15 protein-coding genes are annotated in these 19,516 nt (G+C 45.1%); 4 read left to right on the forward strand and 11 right to left on the reverse strand.

The features are described from left to right. The first annotated feature begins 44 nt into the window (after positions 1-44). The 3 genes from AC0L6N_RS05285 to map all read left to right on the forward strand — a co-directional run bounded on the left by AC0L6N_RS05285 (position 45) and on the right by map (position 1,935). Positions 45-476, forward strand: coding sequence for a universal stress protein (locus AC0L6N_RS05285; protein ID WP_473479544.1), 432 nt, complete (start codon positions 45-47; stop codon positions 474-476). Between the two features lie 474 nt (positions 477-950). Next, positions 951-1,157, forward strand: coding sequence for a ParD-like family protein (locus AC0L6N_RS05290; protein ID WP_011574309.1), 207 nt, complete (start codon positions 951-953; stop codon positions 1,155-1,157). A 1-nt stretch (position 1,158) separates the two neighbouring features. Continuing rightward, positions 1,159-1,935, forward strand: a complete 777-nt coding sequence (gene map / locus AC0L6N_RS05295) for a type I methionyl aminopeptidase (RefSeq protein WP_473479549.1) — start codon at positions 1,159-1,161, stop codon at positions 1,933-1,935. A 123-nt stretch (positions 1,936-2,058) separates the two neighbouring features. Here the strand turns inward: map and AC0L6N_RS05300 are convergent, their stop codons facing one another. The 6 genes from AC0L6N_RS05300 to leuA all read right to left on the reverse strand — a co-directional run bounded on the left by AC0L6N_RS05300 (position 2,059) and on the right by leuA (position 13,150). After that, positions 2,059-5,175, reverse strand: coding sequence for an FG-GAP-like repeat-containing protein (locus tag AC0L6N_RS05300; protein ID WP_473479552.1), 3,117 nt, complete (start codon positions 5,173-5,175; stop codon positions 2,059-2,061). 117 nt (positions 5,176-5,292) lie between these two features. Further along, positions 5,293-7,230 (reverse strand): CRTAC1 family protein, encoded by a 1,938-nt coding sequence (locus AC0L6N_RS05305; RefSeq protein ID WP_473479555.1) that lies wholly within the window; start codon positions 7,228-7,230, stop codon positions 5,293-5,295. A gap of 640 nt (positions 7,231-7,870) precedes the next feature. Then, the gene (locus AC0L6N_RS05310) at positions 7,871-8,254 is read right to left on the reverse strand and encodes a nuclear transport factor 2 family protein (protein WP_011574315.1); all 384 of its coding nucleotides are present in this window, start codon (positions 8,252-8,254) and stop codon (positions 7,871-7,873) included. A gap of 850 nt (positions 8,255-9,104) precedes the next feature. Beyond that, entirely contained in the window at positions 9,105-9,629 is a 525-nt protein-coding gene (locus AC0L6N_RS05315) for a RidA family protein (protein WP_473479558.1), read from the reverse strand. Positions 9,630-9,692: 63 nt separating this feature from the next. Next, positions 9,693-11,018, reverse strand: a complete 1,326-nt coding sequence (locus tag AC0L6N_RS05320) for an aminotransferase class V-fold PLP-dependent enzyme (RefSeq protein ID WP_473479561.1) — start codon at positions 11,016-11,018, stop codon at positions 9,693-9,695. Positions 11,019-11,422: 404 nt separating this feature from the next. Next, positions 11,423-13,150, reverse strand: coding sequence for a 2-isopropylmalate synthase (gene leuA, locus AC0L6N_RS05325; protein WP_473479564.1), 1,728 nt, complete (start codon positions 13,148-13,150; stop codon positions 11,423-11,425). Between the two features lie 156 nt (positions 13,151-13,306). Between leuA and AC0L6N_RS05330 the strand changes: the two genes are divergently transcribed. Continuing rightward, on the forward strand, positions 13,307-13,768 hold the full coding sequence (locus tag AC0L6N_RS05330) for an Lrp/AsnC family transcriptional regulator (RefSeq protein WP_473479567.1): 462 nt from the start codon (positions 13,307-13,309) through the stop codon (positions 13,766-13,768). A gap of 385 nt (positions 13,769-14,153) precedes the next feature. On the opposite strand, the gene yiaY is transcribed toward AC0L6N_RS05330, so the two are convergent. The 5 genes from yiaY to AC0L6N_RS05355 all read right to left on the reverse strand — a co-directional run bounded on the left by yiaY (position 14,154) and on the right by AC0L6N_RS05355 (position 19,249). Further along, positions 14,154-15,302 carry an L-threonine dehydrogenase gene (gene yiaY, locus AC0L6N_RS05335; RefSeq protein ID WP_011574320.1) on the reverse strand — a complete coding sequence of 383 codons (1,149 nt, stop codon included), beginning with the start codon at positions 15,300-15,302 and terminating at the stop codon, positions 14,154-14,156. 305 nt (positions 15,303-15,607) lie between these two features. Further along, complete coding sequence (locus tag AC0L6N_RS05340) at positions 15,608-16,543, reverse strand: hypothetical protein (RefSeq protein WP_473479569.1); 936 nt, start codon at positions 16,541-16,543, stop codon at positions 15,608-15,610. A gap of 60 nt (positions 16,544-16,603) precedes the next feature. Next, a complete protein-coding gene (locus tag AC0L6N_RS05345; protein WP_473479572.1) occupies positions 16,604-17,251 on the reverse strand; it encodes a LysE family translocator in 648 nt (215 codons plus the stop codon). Positions 17,252-17,435: 184 nt separating this feature from the next. Further along, positions 17,436-17,942 (reverse strand): DUF6515 family protein, encoded by a 507-nt coding sequence (locus AC0L6N_RS05350; protein ID WP_473479574.1) that lies wholly within the window; start codon positions 17,940-17,942, stop codon positions 17,436-17,438. Between the two features lie 134 nt (positions 17,943-18,076). Further along, positions 18,077-19,249, reverse strand: a complete 1,173-nt coding sequence (locus tag AC0L6N_RS05355) for an aminotransferase class I/II-fold pyridoxal phosphate-dependent enzyme (protein WP_473479577.1) — start codon at positions 19,247-19,249, stop codon at positions 18,077-18,079. Between the last annotated feature and the right edge of the window lie 267 nt (positions 19,250-19,516).

Here is a 19,516-nt window from a genome sequence, read left to right on the forward strand (position 1 = left end):
AGCGTTATTCCACCAACACCCTTTACATTGTCTAGGAGAGTAATATGCGATCACGCGCTATTTTATGGCCTACGGATTTTTCCGATACTTCGTCACATGCTTTGCAGTACGTCGTTGAAATGGCAAATTTATATCGAGTGGGTATCCGTATTTTGCATGTCATTGAGCAGCCTTTAGGAAATGAGAATTACATGATCCTTACGATCACTCCCTCTGAATTAGCTAAGAATATGGAAGATGCTGCCGCAACTAAAATGCATGATTTATTAAGTCAGTTAGATACGAGTTTAAAGATTGAGACGATTATCCGACACGGAGATGCGGTCGATGAAATCTTGGCTGAAACCAACAGCGGTGATATTGGTATGGTGGTTATCGCCAGCCACGGAAGAACCGGCATGTCTCATTTTTTGCATGATAATGTTGCCGGCGCGATCGTTAAAAAAGCGAACTGCCCAGTACTCGTAATCAAATAAATGCGTTAAATCGATGCGTTTAAATAAGTGCGTTTAAGTAAGTATGTTTGATAAATGTGTGGCATATGCCTGACTCAATTCTAATTTTTAAATTGACCAGAGTTGATATCAGGCTGTGATAGCACCTCATAGTCGCTGATTGAGCGCCTAATGCGGTAACGCTTTGGTGAAAGCATAGTAAATTAAAAGTAAAAAGATGACTGAATGCCTGACGCCTTTTAATAGTCATGTACAAGGTCGTTCAGGTTTACGTCAGTTACAGTGACAATCCCCCAATAGTCTCGGTGAAACCTGGTTGTTATAGTGTCCTTAAATTCACTTTGTATCTACTTTCTGTCATTTGTAAAGGGTACGCTCTGCTGACAAACACAGTGCAAATCATGTCTTTTGCAATTAACGAACAGCTATATTATTTTGCAAAACAAAATACTAAGGTATACGATTCATATATGGTTTATATGCAAATGGTATGTCATGGGAATTATAAAAATATCTGACGAAGTTCACGACGAAGTGCGAAAAAGCTGTCAAGTCATGTCTCGTTCTATCAATGCGCAAGCTGAATTTTGGATAAAAATGGGGCGATTAGCGGAGTTAAATCCCACGTTAACGTTCTCAGAACTTATTGTTAAAGAACTGGAAAATGCCAACGCTGACACTGCCTTAAAAGTTGTCAAATAGTATGCAAGTCAACATTAAAACGGCAAAAGAAACTGAATTGATGCGAGCGTCAGGAAAACTCTTGGCTGAAGTATTCCATATGTTAGATGGCTTTGTACAAGAAGGGATCTCTACGCTAGAGATCAATAATCACGTCGATAATTTCATTCGTAATACATTAAATGCAAGGCCTGCAAGTGTTGGTCAATACGGTTATCAATTTGCATTAAATTCTTCCGTAAACGAAGTCATTTGTCATGGGGTTCCGCGCGATAGCTACAAGCTAAAGTCGCGAGATATTGTTAATTTAGACATTACTCTCGAGAAAAATGGTTTTATTGCAGACTCCAGCAAAATGTATGTCATGAGCGACGCAAGTCCACTCGCCAAGCGTCTTGTCAAAACCACTTACGAAGCCATGTGGGCAGGTATTAAAAAAGTGAAGCCGGGTGCAACATTAGGTGATATTGGTGCTGCGATACAAACCGTAGCACAAAGCAATGGTTACTCTGTTGTCAGAGAGTTTTGTGGGCATGGCATAGGCCGAGAAATGCATGAAGATCCACAAGTTCTTCACTTCGGAGAGGCAGGAACAGGACTGAGTTTGCAAGCAGGGATGACATTTACCATTGAGCCGATGATTAATCAGGGTAAGGCAAAAACAAAGACTAAAAAAGATGGTTGGACAGTGATTACTGCCGATAAAAAGCTGTCTGCTCAATGGGAGCACACGATTTTGGTGACGCAAACGGGTTATGAAGTTTTAACGCTTCGACAAGAAGAAGCAGATCTGATTTAGCTCAAATGTACTCACCAATAAGTTATCGCGGGGAAGTGCTTAGTCATCATTTGGGTATCATAGTGCTTGGTAACCACTCTAGCAGGGCTTTCGAGTACAGCCCTGCTGCTGGCTTAGACTGTATCACTCGACTAGAATAAACTCTTCGATACTATCTTCAAATGTTTTGCCGTTGCTGTTGGTAAAGCTCACCACGATTGAATAAAACTGACCTTCAGGTAGCTTATCAGTGGGCACTAAGCCTGTAGTTGATAGGGTAGCGGTTGAGCTGCCTGATCCTGTGTACAGTGTGGATTTATCCGTTTCTATTCTGTCTTCAATGGGGAACCATTGTTTATTAAAGTGTCGCAGCCACACCCTAAGTCCGCCTTCATCAGCCGCTATCACGGTTTGCCCCGTTCCTGCGTGGTAATTAACGTTAACCTCAAAGGTGTCGCCGGCATGTATGGACTGGCTGGTTAATTGCGCTAAATTATCAATTTTCACAAACGGCTTAATATTGGGTTCAATAATAAACTGTAGGGAATCTTGAATGCCTGAGTTTGCATTGGCCTTTGCCGTCACAGTGACGTTACCTGGCGCTAATGCGTGTAAATTACCTTGGTTGTCGACGGAGGCTATTTTCGGCGCTGAACTGACCCAAGTGATTTGGCCGTTGTCTGGGTGTACAGGGCTCAGCTTGGCGATCAGTTTTATGCTATTGCCAACCACTACGTTCTTTTTCGTAGTGATTAATTTGAGGGATTTGATCGGTTTGTTGTACCAATCAGAGATCGTCACCTTAGCCGTGTCAAAGACCTCATTTTTATTTGGGCTGGTGGCGGTGATAGTTGTCGTTTCGCCCGCTTTACCCGTTACGCTTAGCAATCCTGTTGAACTGATATTAGCAACGGCGGGATGACTTGACTGCCATTGTACGTCTTGGCGCGCATTGACAGGGGATAGGGCGGAGGTTAGTTGAATTTTGTCCCCTTGGCGTGGTGCTAAATCCACTGTATTGATTGCCAGAGCAGTAACATCAAGTTTGTTAGTATCGAAAACTCTATCCGCTTGCTTGTTGGTGAATGTTGCCGTTTCGCCGTTACGCCAGCGCACTTCAATGCGTTTTATAATCTGCTCATTGCCCAAACCGAAATGCGCGATGTTAAGCAAACTTTGTGAAAACACTTCACCTGCTGAGCCTATGCGTTTGCTGTAGGTCGTCGATGGCGTCTGTACGGTGACGTGTGCCCCAAGGGCGTCAATATGCTTGTTTGGGGAATATCCGACTCTGACCAACGCATAGTGGTTTTTGCTTACGGGTTGATTGTTGTACAAATACCACTGACCGTATTCACTGCCGCTGAGTATGTCTAAATTGCCATCTAAATCGAAATCAAAGGCTTGGCCCATATCGCCAAACCCTGGGCCGCCCAAGTCACTGGCGCCATGCATGGTGACGGTTTCAAACGCGCCTCCACCCGTATTGAGCAGCATTAAATCTGAAATGCGCTTTTCCACTAATCCCCAGCGATAAACGAACAAGTCTTGATGGCCATCGTTATTAAAGTCGCCTGTAGTCACACCTAAGGCGTTTCCACCTTTGGGAATATTCCATTGGTCGGACACGTCGACAAATTGCCCGTCTTTGTTTTCAAGTAGCACGTCCTGAATATTACGGTTTTCGGGCTCGAAGTGAGGTTTGGCCTTTTCGACGCCGGATAAGGTGAAGAAATAAGACCAGAATATATCGCCGTTACGGACGAGGGCAGCGCGCCATTTGTTGTCGCCCATATGTCCAAAATACACGCCATTGGTGGATATATCGTCTGGCCAGCCTTGGGCCATGGTTTTATCAAATGCAAACGTGCCGCCAGAGGGCACATTCATTGGGGCTTTGCTTTTTCCTAAATAGATTGGGTAGTCTTTACCTCTAAAGCCATTTTGGCCTAAGAAGTGATAGTTGTGCCATTTTAGCGGCCCGCTTGCGGTGAAACTAAACTCATCGATTCCTTTATAACCACGGGTTTTCAAAGAGAATGTTCTAGCTATAGGGTCAAAGTCAACCGACGGAGATTCGCCCTTACCATGCTCAAATTCCTTACCGCGAGCCAAGTATAAGTCTAGGTCACCGTCGTCATCGATGTCTATGTCAGTGATGGCCATCACACCGCTTAGTTCACGGACAATATTTGGAATGCTGTCGCTGATGTCTGTGTAAGTAAAGTCGCCGTTACCTTGCCACACTGAGAGGGGCCCGTACATAACGATGTCATCGATATTATCGCCGTTAAGGTCGGTGACTAATGTGCGCGACGATCTCACATCTTCGATACCCGCAACCGACTTGTAGGTGAAGCCATCTTCGCCGTCGTTTTCATAAAAAAAGTGTTGAGGCGTTTGATTAGCCAACCCCGTTTCGTTAACCAACATAAGGTCTAAATCGCCGTCTAAATCCATATCGATAAATCTGGCACCGCGACCACGCGCGCCACGATCAATGCCGACATCGCCCGTATAACGCACAAAGTTACTGTCGTTGTTACGATAGAAGTAAGACACCGATGGATTCGTTCCATTGCCACCACCTCGGCTGAGCAGCAAATCAAGGTCGCCGTCGTTATCATAGTCACCCAATGCGGTGCCGTGGAGGTCTTGCATAAACCAGCGGGATAGGTCGTTTTTGTGTTTTGTAACGGTGCCATCACCATTATTCCAGTAAATTTTACTGGTTTCAGCGTTGTGGTTATTAACGATAAAATCGTAATCGCCGTCTTGGTCTATATCAGCTACAGAAGGCCCGCCGTATTTAATCGAGCTTACTTTATCTAACCCTGCTTGAACGGAAATATCCTTGAAGTGGGGGAGTGGTAAATTCGTGACGTCCTCTATTGTGAGCATTTTTATCGTAACGGGCGAGTTGATCGTTCTGAATTGTAAATTCGTCTTGCCCAGCGCTTGAAATTGCACCACTACATTGATGGTTTGTATGCCGAATTGCGGCACATTGAGATTGTCAATTAACACCTGATTATTCGCTAGTAAAGAGATGTTGGCCGACTGCCCAGGGTTGTCAATTTCGAAGGTTAACTTCTTGGTCTTACTACCATTTACGTCATAATCGAAGTTAACAGGGGAGGATGGAGTGACACTTATATTGGAGAAGCTTTCGCTGGGCTCACCGCAGGCGGTTAAGCCAAATTGCAGCAGCACAACAAAGATGCTGAGTGAAAGATACTTTTTGAATTGCTCGTTGTTCATGTTGATACCTGTAATCGTGCACGCACCCGTATTTGAGGTGATAGGCAAAAGGGAATGAATTAACGGCAAAGCCCATGCTTGACTTTACCGCCTATTCTCAAGCGAAATGCAATACCGCTAAAGAGACTTACCTAGGGTAAGTACCTGATTAACTTTCTGGTTTTTTAAGGTTTGCGTGGTGCCATCTCGCCAGCGCACTGTAATGTCGTTTACTACGTCATCCTTGCCTAAACCGAAATGCGCAATGTTCAATAAACTTTGTGAATGGTTGGCGTTGCTCGAGCCAATAAGCTTGTACTGTTTGCCACCTTTGGTGGTGACCCACACTTTTGCGCCATAGGCGTCGACGCCATTTTCGGAATAGCCTACATTTACCAGTAGGTGGTTATGATTATTATTTTGAGTGACGTTTTTGTATAAATGCCATTTCCCGTTGTCGTCATCGCCGCTTAATATATCGATTTTTCCGTCAAGGTCGAAATCAAATGCTACGCCTGAATCCCCGTGAGATTTGAGTCCTATTTCGCTGGTGGCATCTTGCTTATCAATGGCTTTGAACTGCCCATCGCCGTTATTGATGAACATCACGTCAGCGATTCGGCGTTTTAAATCGCCAAAGCGGTAAACAAAGAAATCTGCGTCTCCGTCATTGTCAAAATCACCTGTGGTCACTCCCCAGTTATTGCTTTTGGCTTGCTCAGGTAAGACGTTTGAAATATCGGTAAATACGCCGTTGTCGTTGCGTAGTAGTACGTCAGGCACTCCTAACTCTTGCGGTGTCCAGCTGGCTTCATAGTCTGTGATGCCGGTGAAAGACGCGCGCACATCCCAGGCTAAATCATCGGTGAGCATCCATTCTACGCGCCACTTGTTGTCACCTAAGTAACCTATGTACCAACCGGTTTCAGTGACTTCATCAGGAAAGCCCATTGCTTGCTCTTGTGTCACGGTCTGATCAGCTGTTGGCGTGGTAATTTGCTGTTTGTTGGCACCGATATATACTGGCATAAAATCCAGCAGTTTGGCTCTAGGGAAGTGATAAAAGTCATTGAGCACCAAGTCAGCATCAGCGTATAAGGTTAAGCCATCGTGACTTTTACTGCCGACATCTCGAAGGTCAAGCGTCTGATGCGCTTTATCAAAACTGATGCTGTTATTGGCGATGGTGTAGTAGAGCTTACCCCTAGCAAAGTAGTAATCAAGGTCGCCGTCATTATCAATATCAGCCTGAGAGACAGTGACGGTACCTGGGTAACCTTCATGTCCCGCTGGAAACACTTTGCTGGTGGTATTGGTAAAGGTAAAATCGCCATTGCCTTGCCAAATAGTGGATTTGTCGTAACTGGTGAATGTAATGATGTCCATTACATTATCGTTATTGTAATCCGTGAGTAACACTCGCTCTGCTTCAACATCTTCGAAACCTGGGCTGTTCACATACCGAAATTTAGCGTTACCTATATTTTCAAAAATGATGTTTCGCGGTGAGGTTTCATCAACCATTTTGGTGGCGTTAACCTGCATAAAATCAAGGTCGCCATCGTTGTCTAAGTCTACCCAGCGCACGCTTCTGCCCCGTGCGCCTAGTTCAGATATGCCTGCTTCTTGGGTTACATCGGTAAATTTGCCATTGTCGTTGCGCAATAACCGCTGAGGTTGCGGGGTTAAACCGTTCCCGCCGCCGAGCGACAATAAAATATCATTGTCGCCGTCAGCATCGTAATCACCGGCGGACACGCCATGTAAATCCACCTTGCCATAAACACCCTTCACCTCGCTAAAATGATGGTTTTTATCACCCATAAACAATTGTACTGGGGTGGTGTCATGGTTGGTCAATAAAAAGTCGTAGTGCCCGTCATTGTTCAAATCAACCACAGCTGGACCGCCGTATTTCCAGTTTGCATCTGTGATTAAGCCAACTGACTCAGACACATCTTTAAATGCTACAGGGTTGCTTTTGGGGGAATTTACATCGTTGTTATGACTACAAGCGCTTTGTAAAACGATAACGACGCCAAGCGCGACTAAGGAGAGTGGTTTACGTATGTTCATAGTAATAAGAGTCCCTAATGATCAATAAACACAGGCTCGGCAAATGACGTAGACCATCAACGCGTAACGTAACGATTCATTTCCGGCTAAGAAAATCACATTTATATTAATAATGTTTATTGTAAATTGTTTACAATTTTATATCATACTCGCTACATTAAGTGATCTCAATCAATGCATTAATTTTTATTTATTAGGCGCGTAAGCTATTACTCAATAAGCCTGCTAAGCCATGGCTGGCCTTATGTCAGCAAGTGAATGCGATTAAAACAATGTATTTACACTAGGGTATTTATCTTGAGCACAGAGGGGCTATTGCTAGTGGACGATATCCACTTGTTAACAGTATTTGTGAGATAAAAGAGGCTGGGTAAGTGCCTTGCGTTGACATTAAATACGTGAGAATCGTTGGCCACGCTCATTTAATAATGCGAATTAGGGCGTTACTTCTATCGGCATCCACACCGCTAACCATCGTTCACGTTTTTCAGTGGGTGATACTGGCACTGCGCTAATAACTGCGCTAATAAGTTGGTGTTTATCGACAATAAGATTGGCATTTATTGCGCTTTTTATGCTTTATATGACACAAGGGGCTCCAAATAGACATTGAACTGTCTATGGTGCCCATTACGCGCAGTTAGTACATCGTGTTCCCGTTTTTCGAATCACTGGGTATTTCTTGTATTGAATCCCAATGCTCAACGATTTTTCCTGCATCATCAAAACGGAAAAAATCCATGGTGATGTAGTGCATATTGTCCGGCCAGGTTTGGTGAGTGTGCAGGGCGACCAAATCCCCTTGTGCAATAGCGCGTACAAATTCGATACTTTTTACAGGGTAATCCTCAGCCATTTCAGTGAAGTAATCGATAAAACCTTGTTTACCGTCTTTCACTGCTGGATTGTGTTGTATGTACGTGTCGCCTACGTAAAGTGCAACGGCCTTGGCCGGCTCACCTAAATAGGCCGTGCGGTAAAAATCAATGGCGTTTTGTTTGTTCGCCGCTAGATCATGAGTCATATTTAGCTCTTTTTTAAGTTTATGTTGTTCTGTTAGTTTATAGCCTGGAGGGTTCAGGCACAGGTATGCAATATTCATTACACAGGATTAACAGCAGTCGATCACTGACCTCCGCTCTGGCTACTTTATCAAATGCTAGCGCCTCTTAGCGTCTCTTGGCATTTGGTTGGCTCTTGGCATACCGTTACTCTCATAATAAAGTCACTTAGCGCACAATGACAATTTTTCGCATAGCTGCCACGCAGAATAAAGCAATTGCCCATATTTGAAATAGCTGTGTTCGTTGTCTCTTCTATTGTAGTGATCGAGTGTAGTGATCAAGTGCAGTGATAATAAAAGCACCGGCCCCGCAAATACGCACGGCGAACATTATCCAAACAGATTCTTGGTAAAGATGAATGCCACCTCTGCTTCTGCTGGAGATATAAATATTCGACAGAATATAAACCATGAACGCCATAGGCTCAAAGGCATAGCGCAACAATCAGGCTGGTAATCTGCTTTTTATTCCACTTTTCAAAAAGTAAGTGACAGGGCTAGATTCAGGCAGCAGAGCCATGTGGCGTTTTTCAATGAGCGCTGAAATTTTATTGAATCGTTCGGGGTAAGCATGTCGGTTAATATTTCGATGTACATTATCAAATTAAACGCATTTTTTACCCGTTTGAAACCTTAACGTTCTAGCTTTAAAAGTGAGGCAGTGAGGCAGTGAGGCGATGATGCGATGACGCAATAAATCAAAAAGGGGACGGAGCAACTGCCTTGCGCGATAGTCATTACCAATGAGCAATCATTAAATTAACAAGGCAGACAGCATTAAATCAGTAAGGCAGTCAGTGTAAAATGAAGATTATTCTTTTAATGCTATAACCGCACTGACTTCTACTGACATATTGCCAGGTAAGCCGCTCATACCTACCGCTGCCCGCGCGGCTTTGCCGTCGTCACCAAACGCAGTGACAAACAGATCAGAAAAGCCATTGATGACCTTCGAGTGGTCTGTAAACGCCGGAACCGCTGCTACCATGCCGTTAATTTGTAGCACCTGTTTAACCTTCGTTAAATCGCCTACCGCCAATTTTATGGTGGCCAGCGCGCACAAACCCACGCGCTGAGCGGCCTCATAACCTTGCTCAACATTAAGCGTATCGCCGAGTTTTCCCAATATACTGTTACCTTCGCAGGCACCGTGACCTGACAGATACAAGGTATTCCCTGAACGTCGCCATGTAACATAATTAGCGATGGGCTTTACCGGGGCAGGTAATTCGAAACCAGCTGCTTTAATGCGAGCTTCAGGTGAATCGCTGGCAAAGGCGTTTGCAGACATCGCAAGGCTGATGGATAAAGCGCAGGTAAGTAAAAGCTTGTTCATGGTGTTCCTTTTGCTTATTGTTTTTTTGGGGTAATTTTAGATTAATTTTGTGTTATTCAACGCTCAACCGAGGTTTTTCAAAGCGATAAGCAGTTGGCTAATATCATTCGCTGAGGTAAATACCTGTGGCGTAACCCGTATACAGCAACCGCTGGATAACCCGACGCGAACGACTGTAAAAACGCCAAATTCGTTTTCTAACCTTTGCTGTAGGTTTTTCGCCTCTTCCAGCGTTGTTTTACCCGCAAGGCGAAATGCACCCATGCCTGTACAGGACTCACCGTCAGCGCCGCCCAGTACTTCGATATGCGGCATCTTGCGGGCTTCGGTTGCCCACAAGGCATGTAAGTAACGCAGACGCGCTTCTTTGTTAGCGCCGCCAAGCATGTTGTGAAAATTGATAGCCGCAGGCAGGGTTAAAATTGAAGCGAAGTTGACTGTAGCTGTGTGTACGCGCGAATTCACACTGGTGTTTTTTGGGTCAGATTCACCAGGGTAGGGGGATACTTTTTTCAATGAGCCTTTTTTCATATACAGCGCACCCACACCCACTGGGCTGCCAATCCATTTATGCAAATTAAACCCTGCCCAATCTACGTTCAATTCTGTGATATTGAAGTCGAGTAATCCCCATGATTGAGCGCAGTCACATATCACATCTATACCCCGTAGCTTCGCGATGGCTGAAATCTTAGCGACGGGTAAAATCAAGCCATGTTGATTACTCACATGAGTGAGCAACATTAATTTTAAATTAGGGTGTTTATCAAAGGCTTCAATATACTTATCGAGTATTTGTTGCTGATTTGCCTGAGGAGGTAGCGTTACCTCAACCGCCTCGAGGTTTCCAGACGCCGCAAGCCAGCGCATGGTGTCTTTAAAGCTGGGATAATCGATGTCCGTATACAGAATGGCATCATCTGGCTCTAATCGATTGTACTGGCGAATAAGGTTATGAATAGATTCAGTGGCATTGCGGGTCAGCACGACTTCGTCTTCCCGTGCCCCAAGAGCTTTAGCAACGTTAAGGGTGCTGACTCTTTCGTCGTCTTTATAGTGTTTACGTGCATAGTAAGACAGGTCAGTGTTAACCATACGGGTATTGTCTACGTAGGCTTCTTGCACTGGGCGAGACATCTTGCCCCAATAACCATGCTCCAAATTAACAATGCCTTGGGCTGTGTCGTAAAACAGTGCAACCTTGGCCCAAAAAGATTCATCCTCAGCGAGGGATTCAGGGGAAAGCCCTTTAGGAACGGCGGGAAATTCAGCCACGCTGATTTGCGGCGCGCTGTTGGCCATTCCTGATGCAGCAAGGGTGCAAACAGCCCCCGCAGTTAAGGTTTTTAGCATGCTTCTACGATCAAAGTTCGTCGCGTCTTCGCTCATTACTGCACCTTATTATGTTAGCTATTTTACTTAGTTTAAATGCTGCGCTCAAACAACGGGTGCTGAAAAATACTAGCGCATTCAATAGCGTGTAGCATGAGTCGAGCCAATGCGCATACTTTGGGCAAAGTCTCATCAAAGACCATAATCGGTATTGAAATCGACGTCAGTTATTGTTGAGCGTGAGCAAAAGAGATGCGACTAGGGAGTATCGAAAGACAAAAGACTGGTTAGAAGCTCAGCAGAGTAGATAGCTTATCCAGCGAATAGGTCAGCAGTCTCTGTGCGTCTATATTAACATGCCCAGCAATCATGAAAAATTACTGGGCTGCGCTTTATGACACTATAGGAGCTGCACATAGCATTGCTCTAGTGGCTGTGCTCGTTACTAAATTAACGACACACTAAGCTGAGCAAGCGGTTTGCTTTAGGTCAAATGTGTAAGCCTTGGCAACCGCGGTTTGGATGCTTTCTTGTTGCTCGCTTCTATTAATACCGCTTAGCATTGCTTTGACAGCCGCGGTCATAATATTGCTGTCTTTGGCGACGCCGAAACGAGTTGTGGTGTCACCCGTTCTTAATTCTAAGTAACATACAGCGGTGACCCCAGAGCCCTCGCCAATTGCGTGCTCATGGTAATCAACAATCTCAAGTGGCGTTTTTATCAATTGACTCATCGCGCGGGACGCCGCATCGATTGGCCCATTGCCCACACCGCTAATATTCACCTCAGCGTTATTAATATTCAGCTGAATGTCGATTTGCTGTTGGTTTTGTTCAACGGTTTTAATTTGGCACTGTTTAAACTCAATCCAATCGGGTTGAATCAAATATGTTGATTCAAAAAGCGACACAATACCCGAAGCGCTCATTTCCTTACCGCTGGTGTCATTGTGTTGCTGTACGATTTTACTGAATTCAATCTGTAATTTACGCGGTAACTGCAAACCCCCTTCGCGTTCGAGTAAGAAGCTCACGCCCCCTTTTCCTGACTGGCTGTTTACTCTCACAACAGCATCGTAGCTGCGGCCTAAATCAGCGGGATCAATTGGTAAATAAGGCACTTGCCATAGGGTATCTTCTTTTTGTACCGCCAAGCCTTTTTTAATCGCGTCCTGGTGCGAGCCTGAAAAGGCGGTAAAGACTAACTCCCCGGCATAAGGGTGGCGAGGGTGCACAGGCAACTGGTTACATTCTTCCACTAAGTTGCGCACTCTATCGATATTCGAAAAATCCAACTCCGGGTTAACACCTTGGGTGTATAGGTTGATTGCAAGGGTGACTAAATCCACGTTGCCCGTACGCTCACCATTGCCAAACAAGCAGCCTTCAACTCGGTCGGCACCTGCCATCACGGCTAGCTCTGCTGCTGCCACGGCTGTGCCGCGATCATTATGTGGGTGCACACTCAATACAATATGCTCTCGGCGGTTAAGATGACGATGCATCCATTCTATTTGGTCTGCGTAGGTATTCGGGGTGTTCATCTCAACGGTGGCTGGCAAATTAATGATAATTTTGTTGTCGGCACTTGGTTGCCACACCTCTACTACTGCATCACATACGTCTTTGGCAAACTCAATTTCGGTGCTAGAAAACACCTCGGGTGAGTATTGATACGTCCAATTTACCTCTGTTGCTTGGGCAGTCAATTCCTTCACCCACGCTGTGCCTTGGGTGGCAATATGCTTTACACCGGCTTTATCGGTTTTATACACAATATCGCGAAAGGCAGGGGCGACAGGATTGTACATATGCAATATGGCTTGCTTCGCACCGCGTAAGCTTTCTACTGTGCGCTCGATGAGGTCAAAGCGTGCTTGAACTAGCACTTCAATAGTGACGTCATCTGGAATGTGATTTTTTTCGATCAGCAAGCGCACAAAATTAAAATCAATGTCTGACGCTGACGGAAAGCCCACTTCAATTTGTTTAAAGCCAATAGCGACTAATTCTTTAAAAAAGCGCAATTTCGTATCAATCGACATGGGATCGATCAGCGCTTGATTACCGTCGCGCAAGTCGGTGCTCATCCAGATAGGAGCATGAGTAATCTGTTTATTCGGCCATTGGCGATCAGGTAAGCTAACCCCTTCAAAGCGTTGATATTTGGTATGTGGTTGGCTGATCATTTTTGCGCTCCGGCTTTTAAGATAAACAAGGTGTACAAGCGTAACGCAGACCCGCGGGCAGATAATTGCTAAAACTGGTTTATTTTGTTTTATTGCGCAATAATATTGCTCAATATTTAACTTTATTGATTATTTTTGCTTTGAAGGGAAGTTAACGTGGAACTTGATAAATACGATCGCCATATTCTTGAAATAATTCAGCACAAGGGCAGGATCTCAAACCAAGAACTAGCCGATGCGATTAACTTGTCCCCATCGCCTTGTTTGCGCCGGGTACGGCAACTAGAAGAAAGCGGCTTAATAGATGGTTATGTGGCGCTGGTAAATGCGCGTAAGCTTGGTTTAAACCTGTTGTCTTTTATTCAAATTATTATGGACAAACATACCCCAGAGCGTTTCGCTAAGTTTGAGGAGAGCGTAACGGGGTTTAGCGAAGTGTTGGAGTGCCACTTGATCACCGGACAAGCCGCCGATTACGTGCTTAAAGTCATTGTAAAAGACATGGACGATTTTCAGCAATTTTTGCTCGATAAACTCACTCGCATTGAAGGCGTCAGCGGCGTTCACTCCTCGTTTGTGCTTAAATCCCCCGTGAAGAAAACCTCATTGCCAGTTTAATACCAATCCGCATTATTAAGTGCCCCCTCAGAATGCGTCCAGCACTTTTTTATTAAGGCGTCGCTATGTAGTAATGGTTTTTCTCTTCCAAATAGTGATAACGCAGAGCAAAAGCCGCTGGGGCATTCCTTTCAGGCGAGTTTTAAAAGGGCTTACACTGCGTTGCATAACTTCGAAAGAGAGCGACTATTCATTCAGTCATGCGCCTTGTTTAAGCCCTTTTAAACTCTCGCTGAGTGATCACTTAATAACGTGGAATGGTAAAATCTCCCAAAATAAAAGGCCTGAAAGTTCACTTTCAGGCCTTTACACTTCACTTATTTCACGCGCACATATTTATTCATCGCAACGTTCTTAAAACCTGAGATGCGTTAACAAGCGTAAATCACATGGCGACTTTGAAAATAGCGACCACATGCTCATGGGTTGGTTGAATTGGATTCGTTAAGCCGCAGGCATCGTTCATTGCATTGGTGGCGAGAATGTCGAAATCAGCTTCTTTTGCACCAAGCTCGGCAAGACCGGCTGGAATATTCACACTGCGTGACAATGACACTATGGCACTAATGGCCGCCTCTGCACCCGCTTCATCCGTTAAACTATCTACCGCTACTCCTAGTGCTTTGGCAATATGTTTTAGGCGAGGAGCTGCTTCTTGCGCATTGTATTTTTGCACATGTGGCAGCAATACCGCGTTGCACACACCATGAGGTAAATTGTAAAAACCGCCTAATTGGTGTGCCATAGCATGAACATAGCCTAAAGATGCATTATTGAACGCCATACCAGCTAGAAACTGTGCATAGGCCATTTGCTCACGGGCAGCCATGTTGGTGCCGTTATGCACTGCCTCATGCAAGTTATCGCGGATAAGCTCGATGGCTTTGATAGCACATGCATCTGTGATCGGATCGGCGGCAGTCGATACGTAAGCTTCAATCGCATGAGTCAGTGCGTCCATACCGGTCGCGGCGGTTAAAGATGCAGGCATACCCGCCATCAGTCTTGGATCATTAACGGACAATATAGGCGTAACGTTTTTATCCACAATCGCCATTTTTATATGTCTTTCTTGATCAGTAATGATGCAGAAGCGCGTCATTTCTGACGCAGTGCCCGCTGTTGTATTAATGCTGATTAACGGTAGCTGCGCCTTTTTAGATACATCAACACCTTCATAATCACTGATGTGGCCTCCATTTGTCGCCACCAGCGCGATACCTTTAGCACAATCATGGGCTGAGCCTCCGCCGAGAGAGATTACGCAATCACATTCATGGGTGTGCAGTACATCAAGCCCCGCGTTTACATTGTTCACGGTCGGGTTAGGTTGAACGCCGTCAAACACAAAGCTATTAACATCTTTCTCTTGGAGCAAGTTTTGTACTTCAGCGACCACACCTAATTGTGTCATGCCCGGGTCGGTTACAATCAAAGCATTTTTGAACCCAAGGGACTCAATTTGTTGAATAGCATCCTCGAGGGCATTCTCGCCCATGATATTAACGGCAGGAATATAGAATGTGTTGCTCATTAGGTTGTCCTCAATGTTACGTATGTTCACGTTGATCTAGGCTAATGATTTTCCCACTGTTAGGGCCTGATAAAATTGACACAAAACAAGTTTGAATAGCGAACCACCTTCTCAGAAGCTTGAATAATGTTACAGAAAATGTCAGTTGCTGATCTGGGCTCATAGAATCGATTAAGCTCGCTGTTTTTATAGGTAATCAAAACGGAGAGGGTTGGCGTTTTGCGATCGTGGAATTAATTAAAAGCAGCTCTGGTGCTCGCGACTTGGAGCGAAGCTGCAACAGAAATAAATTACCGACATGGTTGTTAGTATACCCAACCATCCACGCAGTTGGTGGGTGTGCCGAGCTCGTCGATTTCTGCATAAATATCGTCGATATATTCAGGTTCCGCGCCGTCTTGTTTGGCTTTTTCGAGCCAAAATGAAGCCTGGGGCATATTGTTATGACAAGCGTAATAGGTGCCCAACCACGTTTCAGCGAAGCGGTAACCTTTTTGTGCAGACTGCTTGAAAGCCCCTAGGGCTTTATCTTTTGCGTGTTCTTGCAGAGATTTACCAAGGGCATAGTAAGCGCCGGGTTTATCAAATTCATCGACTGCGAATTGCCATAACGTTTGTGCTTCGGTGCTATCTTTTATAATCGATTGAGAAAAGCTAAGAAGCGAATATCGGTAGCTACCCTGATCTAACGCGGACGCTAAATCGTGGATCTCTTGATAAGGTAAATTCTGGTAATCATTTATCTTAGCGTTAAACGCCAACTGTATTTTATGCTCGCTGCGAGCAACCTTAGGCAGACCAAACAACAGCTTGTTTTGACGTAAAAAAGCGAGGTTTTCTTGTTCATTTAACTCAGTTAAATAACGAAACCAATGGGTGAGTGCACTACTGTCGCAGCCGCCATGTTCCGCTATCACTTCGTCAACCATTTGTGTTGCCAGCAAACGCGTTTCTGCTGCGCCTTCCATCCAATGAACGAATTCATCAAAGCGGTAATCCATGTTTTTACGCAGCAAATAATCAACCTCAGGCAAGAATTTAGCACTTGTGATGAAGTCAGTTTCACAGCGCGCATTCATTTGCGTGAATGCCACATTAATCAGCTCAATTTGACCAATAACGCGCGCATACTGCATGGCCAGTTGCTCCATCTCAGAAGGGGCTTGCGCATATACTCTTTTTACAGACACACTTAGCAGCAATATTGACAACAAGGCACTAGAAAATACAAACCGAAACATCAAAAATCCTATGATTATTGGACCGTTACTTAGAAAGTGAAAACCGACACGGGCGAGGAGTTAATTGGATTTTACCGGAGCATCATCGAAAATAAGTTTCGAGCCCAGAAAGACTAATACGCTACCAGAAATACCTTCCATCCAGCGCATAGCTGTACTGCTAGCAAAGAAGCGTTTAGCTGAGCTAACAGCGCCAGCAAGACCACACTGCCACACCATGGCAATCACAAAGTGTATTGCTGCCATAGTCATTGCTTGCAGAAACGGCGAGTACTGAGGGTCAATAAATTGCGGTAAAAAGGCAAGATAAAACACGGCGGTTTTAGGGTTAAGCACATTCGATAAAAAGCCCTCTTTTAACGAGCGATTCAGGCTTGAAATTCTCACGCCGCTAGCATCAATGGCAACACTTGCCTCACCTTTAAGCGCGGCTTTTAATGCTCCAATGCCTAACCAAATTAAATATGCAGCGCCTATCCATTTTATTACCATAAAAAGCTCAGCGGATTGTAATAAAATCGCTGATATGCCCACTGCTGAAAAGGTCGCATGTACGAACAAACCAAGACAGATGCCAAGGCTAGTCACCATGCCGTCACGCCCTCCAGAACGACTCGAGTTTTTGATCACCAGCACGGTATCAATCCCTGGGGTGAGGGTTAATAAGGTGATAGCCAACAAAAAAGCTTCGAAATTTAAAATATGCATCGATTGGGATTCACTGCCGGAAAAAGATCACGCGATAAACGCCTAGCGTATTTTTATATCATATTAGGCGCGGTATCCAAATCCCTATTGCTGTTTAACGAGTGAACTGGCAAAACGGCTGGCGACTAATCGCTTAGGAGCTAATAATTGCGATGCTACTGAGACGCACTGCTTAGCTTGTATTCTATTTATAAGGATTTCTAATCACCTGATATTGTTGAGTATTTTGACTGTAACGATACCAAACCCCTTTGCATTCAATGTAATCTCTATTTTGAAAGCGTGACAGTCTGTGCTGGGCAGGGATGTCATTTACCCAGACGCCCATCGGTGCAGAAATCACCTCGTAACCCTGTGACGTATCGCGGTAAAATATGCCATCAGCATAATAGCGGCCTGAGCCGATAGGGGTATGTTTGTCGGGTATGGCGGATATGATGGTGCCAATCGCAACACCTACGCCTATAGCAATAGCTGCGACTGCACCAGAGTGCCCGCTAGCATGCACACTCACGTTACTTCGGCTATGACCATGACCACCTGAATGCCGACCATGAAATAAGCCACAAGACGTTAAAAGCAAACAGCTACTTAACGCAATAAAAGCGAATCGGCACTTCATACCTTGCTTTGAGCGTTTCACAGCTAGTTTTACAGATCGTTTTATATGTCGCTTCAAAGAGTGGGTCATACTAGCGCCTCCAAAGATGATATATATTGGATACGCAAGACAGAAGATTGTTAGAGGGAAAAGAGTAAAGGTTGTGTAAAGAACTTGGTGAGTGATTATCTTCAAAATAAGCACTCACACAGGCTTAACAACGACTATGTTAAATTTTGCATAAAGCGCCAAAGCCTGCGTATGCCTTCGGTTAATTCACTCTCAGCGGAGGCGAACGACAAACGTACGTAATCATCCCCTTGAAATTCGCCAAAATCATTGCCTGGAGTGAGTGCTACGTGGGCTTCTTGCAGTGCACGCTCACAAAAGTCCATGGCTGAAAGGCCGGTAGGGCGAACATCAATATAGACGTAAAATGCGCCATCTGGCTGGACAGGCACGTGCAAACCACACTCTTTCAACCCGGCTAAAATCAATTCTTTTCGAGACTTAAGCATCGCTCTGCGGGACTCACACACGGCAATAGAAGCCGGTGTAAAACATTCGAGGGCGGCTTTTTGGGCGAGGGTTGATGGACAAATGTAATAGTTTTGCGCCATGCGCTCCATAACAGGTACCGCGCGCTCAGGTACCACACACCAACCTAAGCGCCAGCCAGTCATGCCGAAATATTTAGAAAAGCTATTGATAACAAGTGCTTCATCATCGAATGATAACGCGGTAATCGGCTGAAAACCTGCGTCACCGTGATGCAAATTAAGGTAAATCTCATCAATGATACGCCACGCACCGCGGCTTTTAGCGAAGGCGCACATTGCCTGCAATTCATCTGGTGCAACGGCGGTGCCTGTTGGGTTTGACGGTGTGGCTAACATTAAACCTCGCGTACCGCTGTGCCAGTGATTTTCAAGCAAGTCCATATTCAACTGAAAGCGTGAATCTGCTGTCGTCGGCACTAATTGAACATTGCCTCCGAAGCTCTTTATGAATTGCCGGTTACAGGGATAAGAAGGATCGCCCATGATCACATTATCCCCAGCGTCTACAAACGCCGCCGATAACAGCAACAACGCAGCAGAAGCGCCCGCCGTCACGACCACACGATCCGGGCTTATATCGACGTTATGCGCCATTTTATAAAAGCCTGCGATAGCAGCACGGAGCTCGGGTAACCCCAGCGCTGACGTATAGGGTAGAGGGGAAGTCGTGGCCAGGTTCTGCATAGCAAGTAACACATCAGGTGGCGCGCCAAAATCGGGCTCACCGATATTAAGCTTAATAACATAATGGCCTTGTGCCTCTAATTCGGCTGCTTTAGCCCCAAATGCCATGGCAAAGAAGGGTGAAATAGCTTGGGCGCGCTGTGAATATTTCAAATGATACGTCTCAACTTATGACTGCAAAGGGTACAAGATTGCAAGGGGCGCAACGAAAGCGCGCTATTCTGCCATTTTTATCGACATAAAGCAGCGGCTTTTCCCATTAAATGCAGGCACGGTTTGGTTGAAGCTCACGCGAATACTTGTTTGTCGCGTCACCGCTTGTCGTGGCTTCAAACGTGATGATACAACTCACTTTTTATGGGTATATTTTCTGGGCGAACACGCCTTGTCTGCGATCAAAATATTCACAAATCCCTTGAC

This window comes from Paraglaciecola sp. G1-13 (assembly GCF_055809255.1).

Excerpts from the sequence above, each read along its gene's own strand:
- AC0L6N_RS05345 (WP_473479572.1), bottom strand. The coding sequence starts at position 17,251 with ATGCATATTTTAAATTTCGAAGCTTTTTTGTTGGCTATCACCTTATTA.
- leuA (WP_473479564.1), bottom strand. The coding sequence starts at position 13,150 with ATGATCAGCCAACCACATACCAAATATCAACGCTTTGAAGGGGTTAGC.
- AC0L6N_RS05310 (WP_011574315.1), bottom strand. The coding sequence starts at position 8,254 with ATGACTCATGATCTAGCGGCGAACAAACAAAACGCCATTGATTTTTAC.
- yiaY (WP_011574320.1), bottom strand. The coding sequence starts at position 15,302 with ATGAGCAACACATTCTATATTCCTGCCGTTAATATCATGGGCGAGAAT.
- AC0L6N_RS05290 (WP_011574309.1), top strand. The coding sequence starts at position 951 with ATGGGAATTATAAAAATATCTGACGAAGTTCACGACGAAGTGCGAAAA.
- AC0L6N_RS05320 (WP_473479561.1), bottom strand. The coding sequence starts at position 11,018 with ATGAGCGAAGACGCGACGAACTTTGATCGTAGAAGCATGCTAAAAACC.
- AC0L6N_RS05315 (WP_473479558.1), bottom strand. The coding sequence starts at position 9,629 with ATGAACAAGCTTTTACTTACCTGCGCTTTATCCATCAGCCTTGCGATG.
- AC0L6N_RS05305 (WP_473479555.1), bottom strand. The coding sequence starts at position 7,230 with ATGAACATACGTAAACCACTCTCCTTAGTCGCGCTTGGCGTCGTTATC.
- map (WP_473479549.1), top strand. The coding sequence starts at position 1,159 with ATGCAAGTCAACATTAAAACGGCAAAAGAAACTGAATTGATGCGAGCG.
- AC0L6N_RS05350 (WP_473479574.1), bottom strand. The coding sequence starts at position 17,942 with ATGACCCACTCTTTGAAGCGACATATAAAACGATCTGTAAAACTAGCT.
- AC0L6N_RS05340 (WP_473479569.1), bottom strand. The coding sequence starts at position 16,543 with ATGTTTCGGTTTGTATTTTCTAGTGCCTTGTTGTCAATATTGCTGCTA.
- AC0L6N_RS05300 (WP_473479552.1), bottom strand. The coding sequence starts at position 5,175 with ATGAACAACGAGCAATTCAAAAAGTATCTTTCACTCAGCATCTTTGTT.
- AC0L6N_RS05285 (WP_473479544.1), top strand. The coding sequence starts at position 45 with ATGCGATCACGCGCTATTTTATGGCCTACGGATTTTTCCGATACTTCG.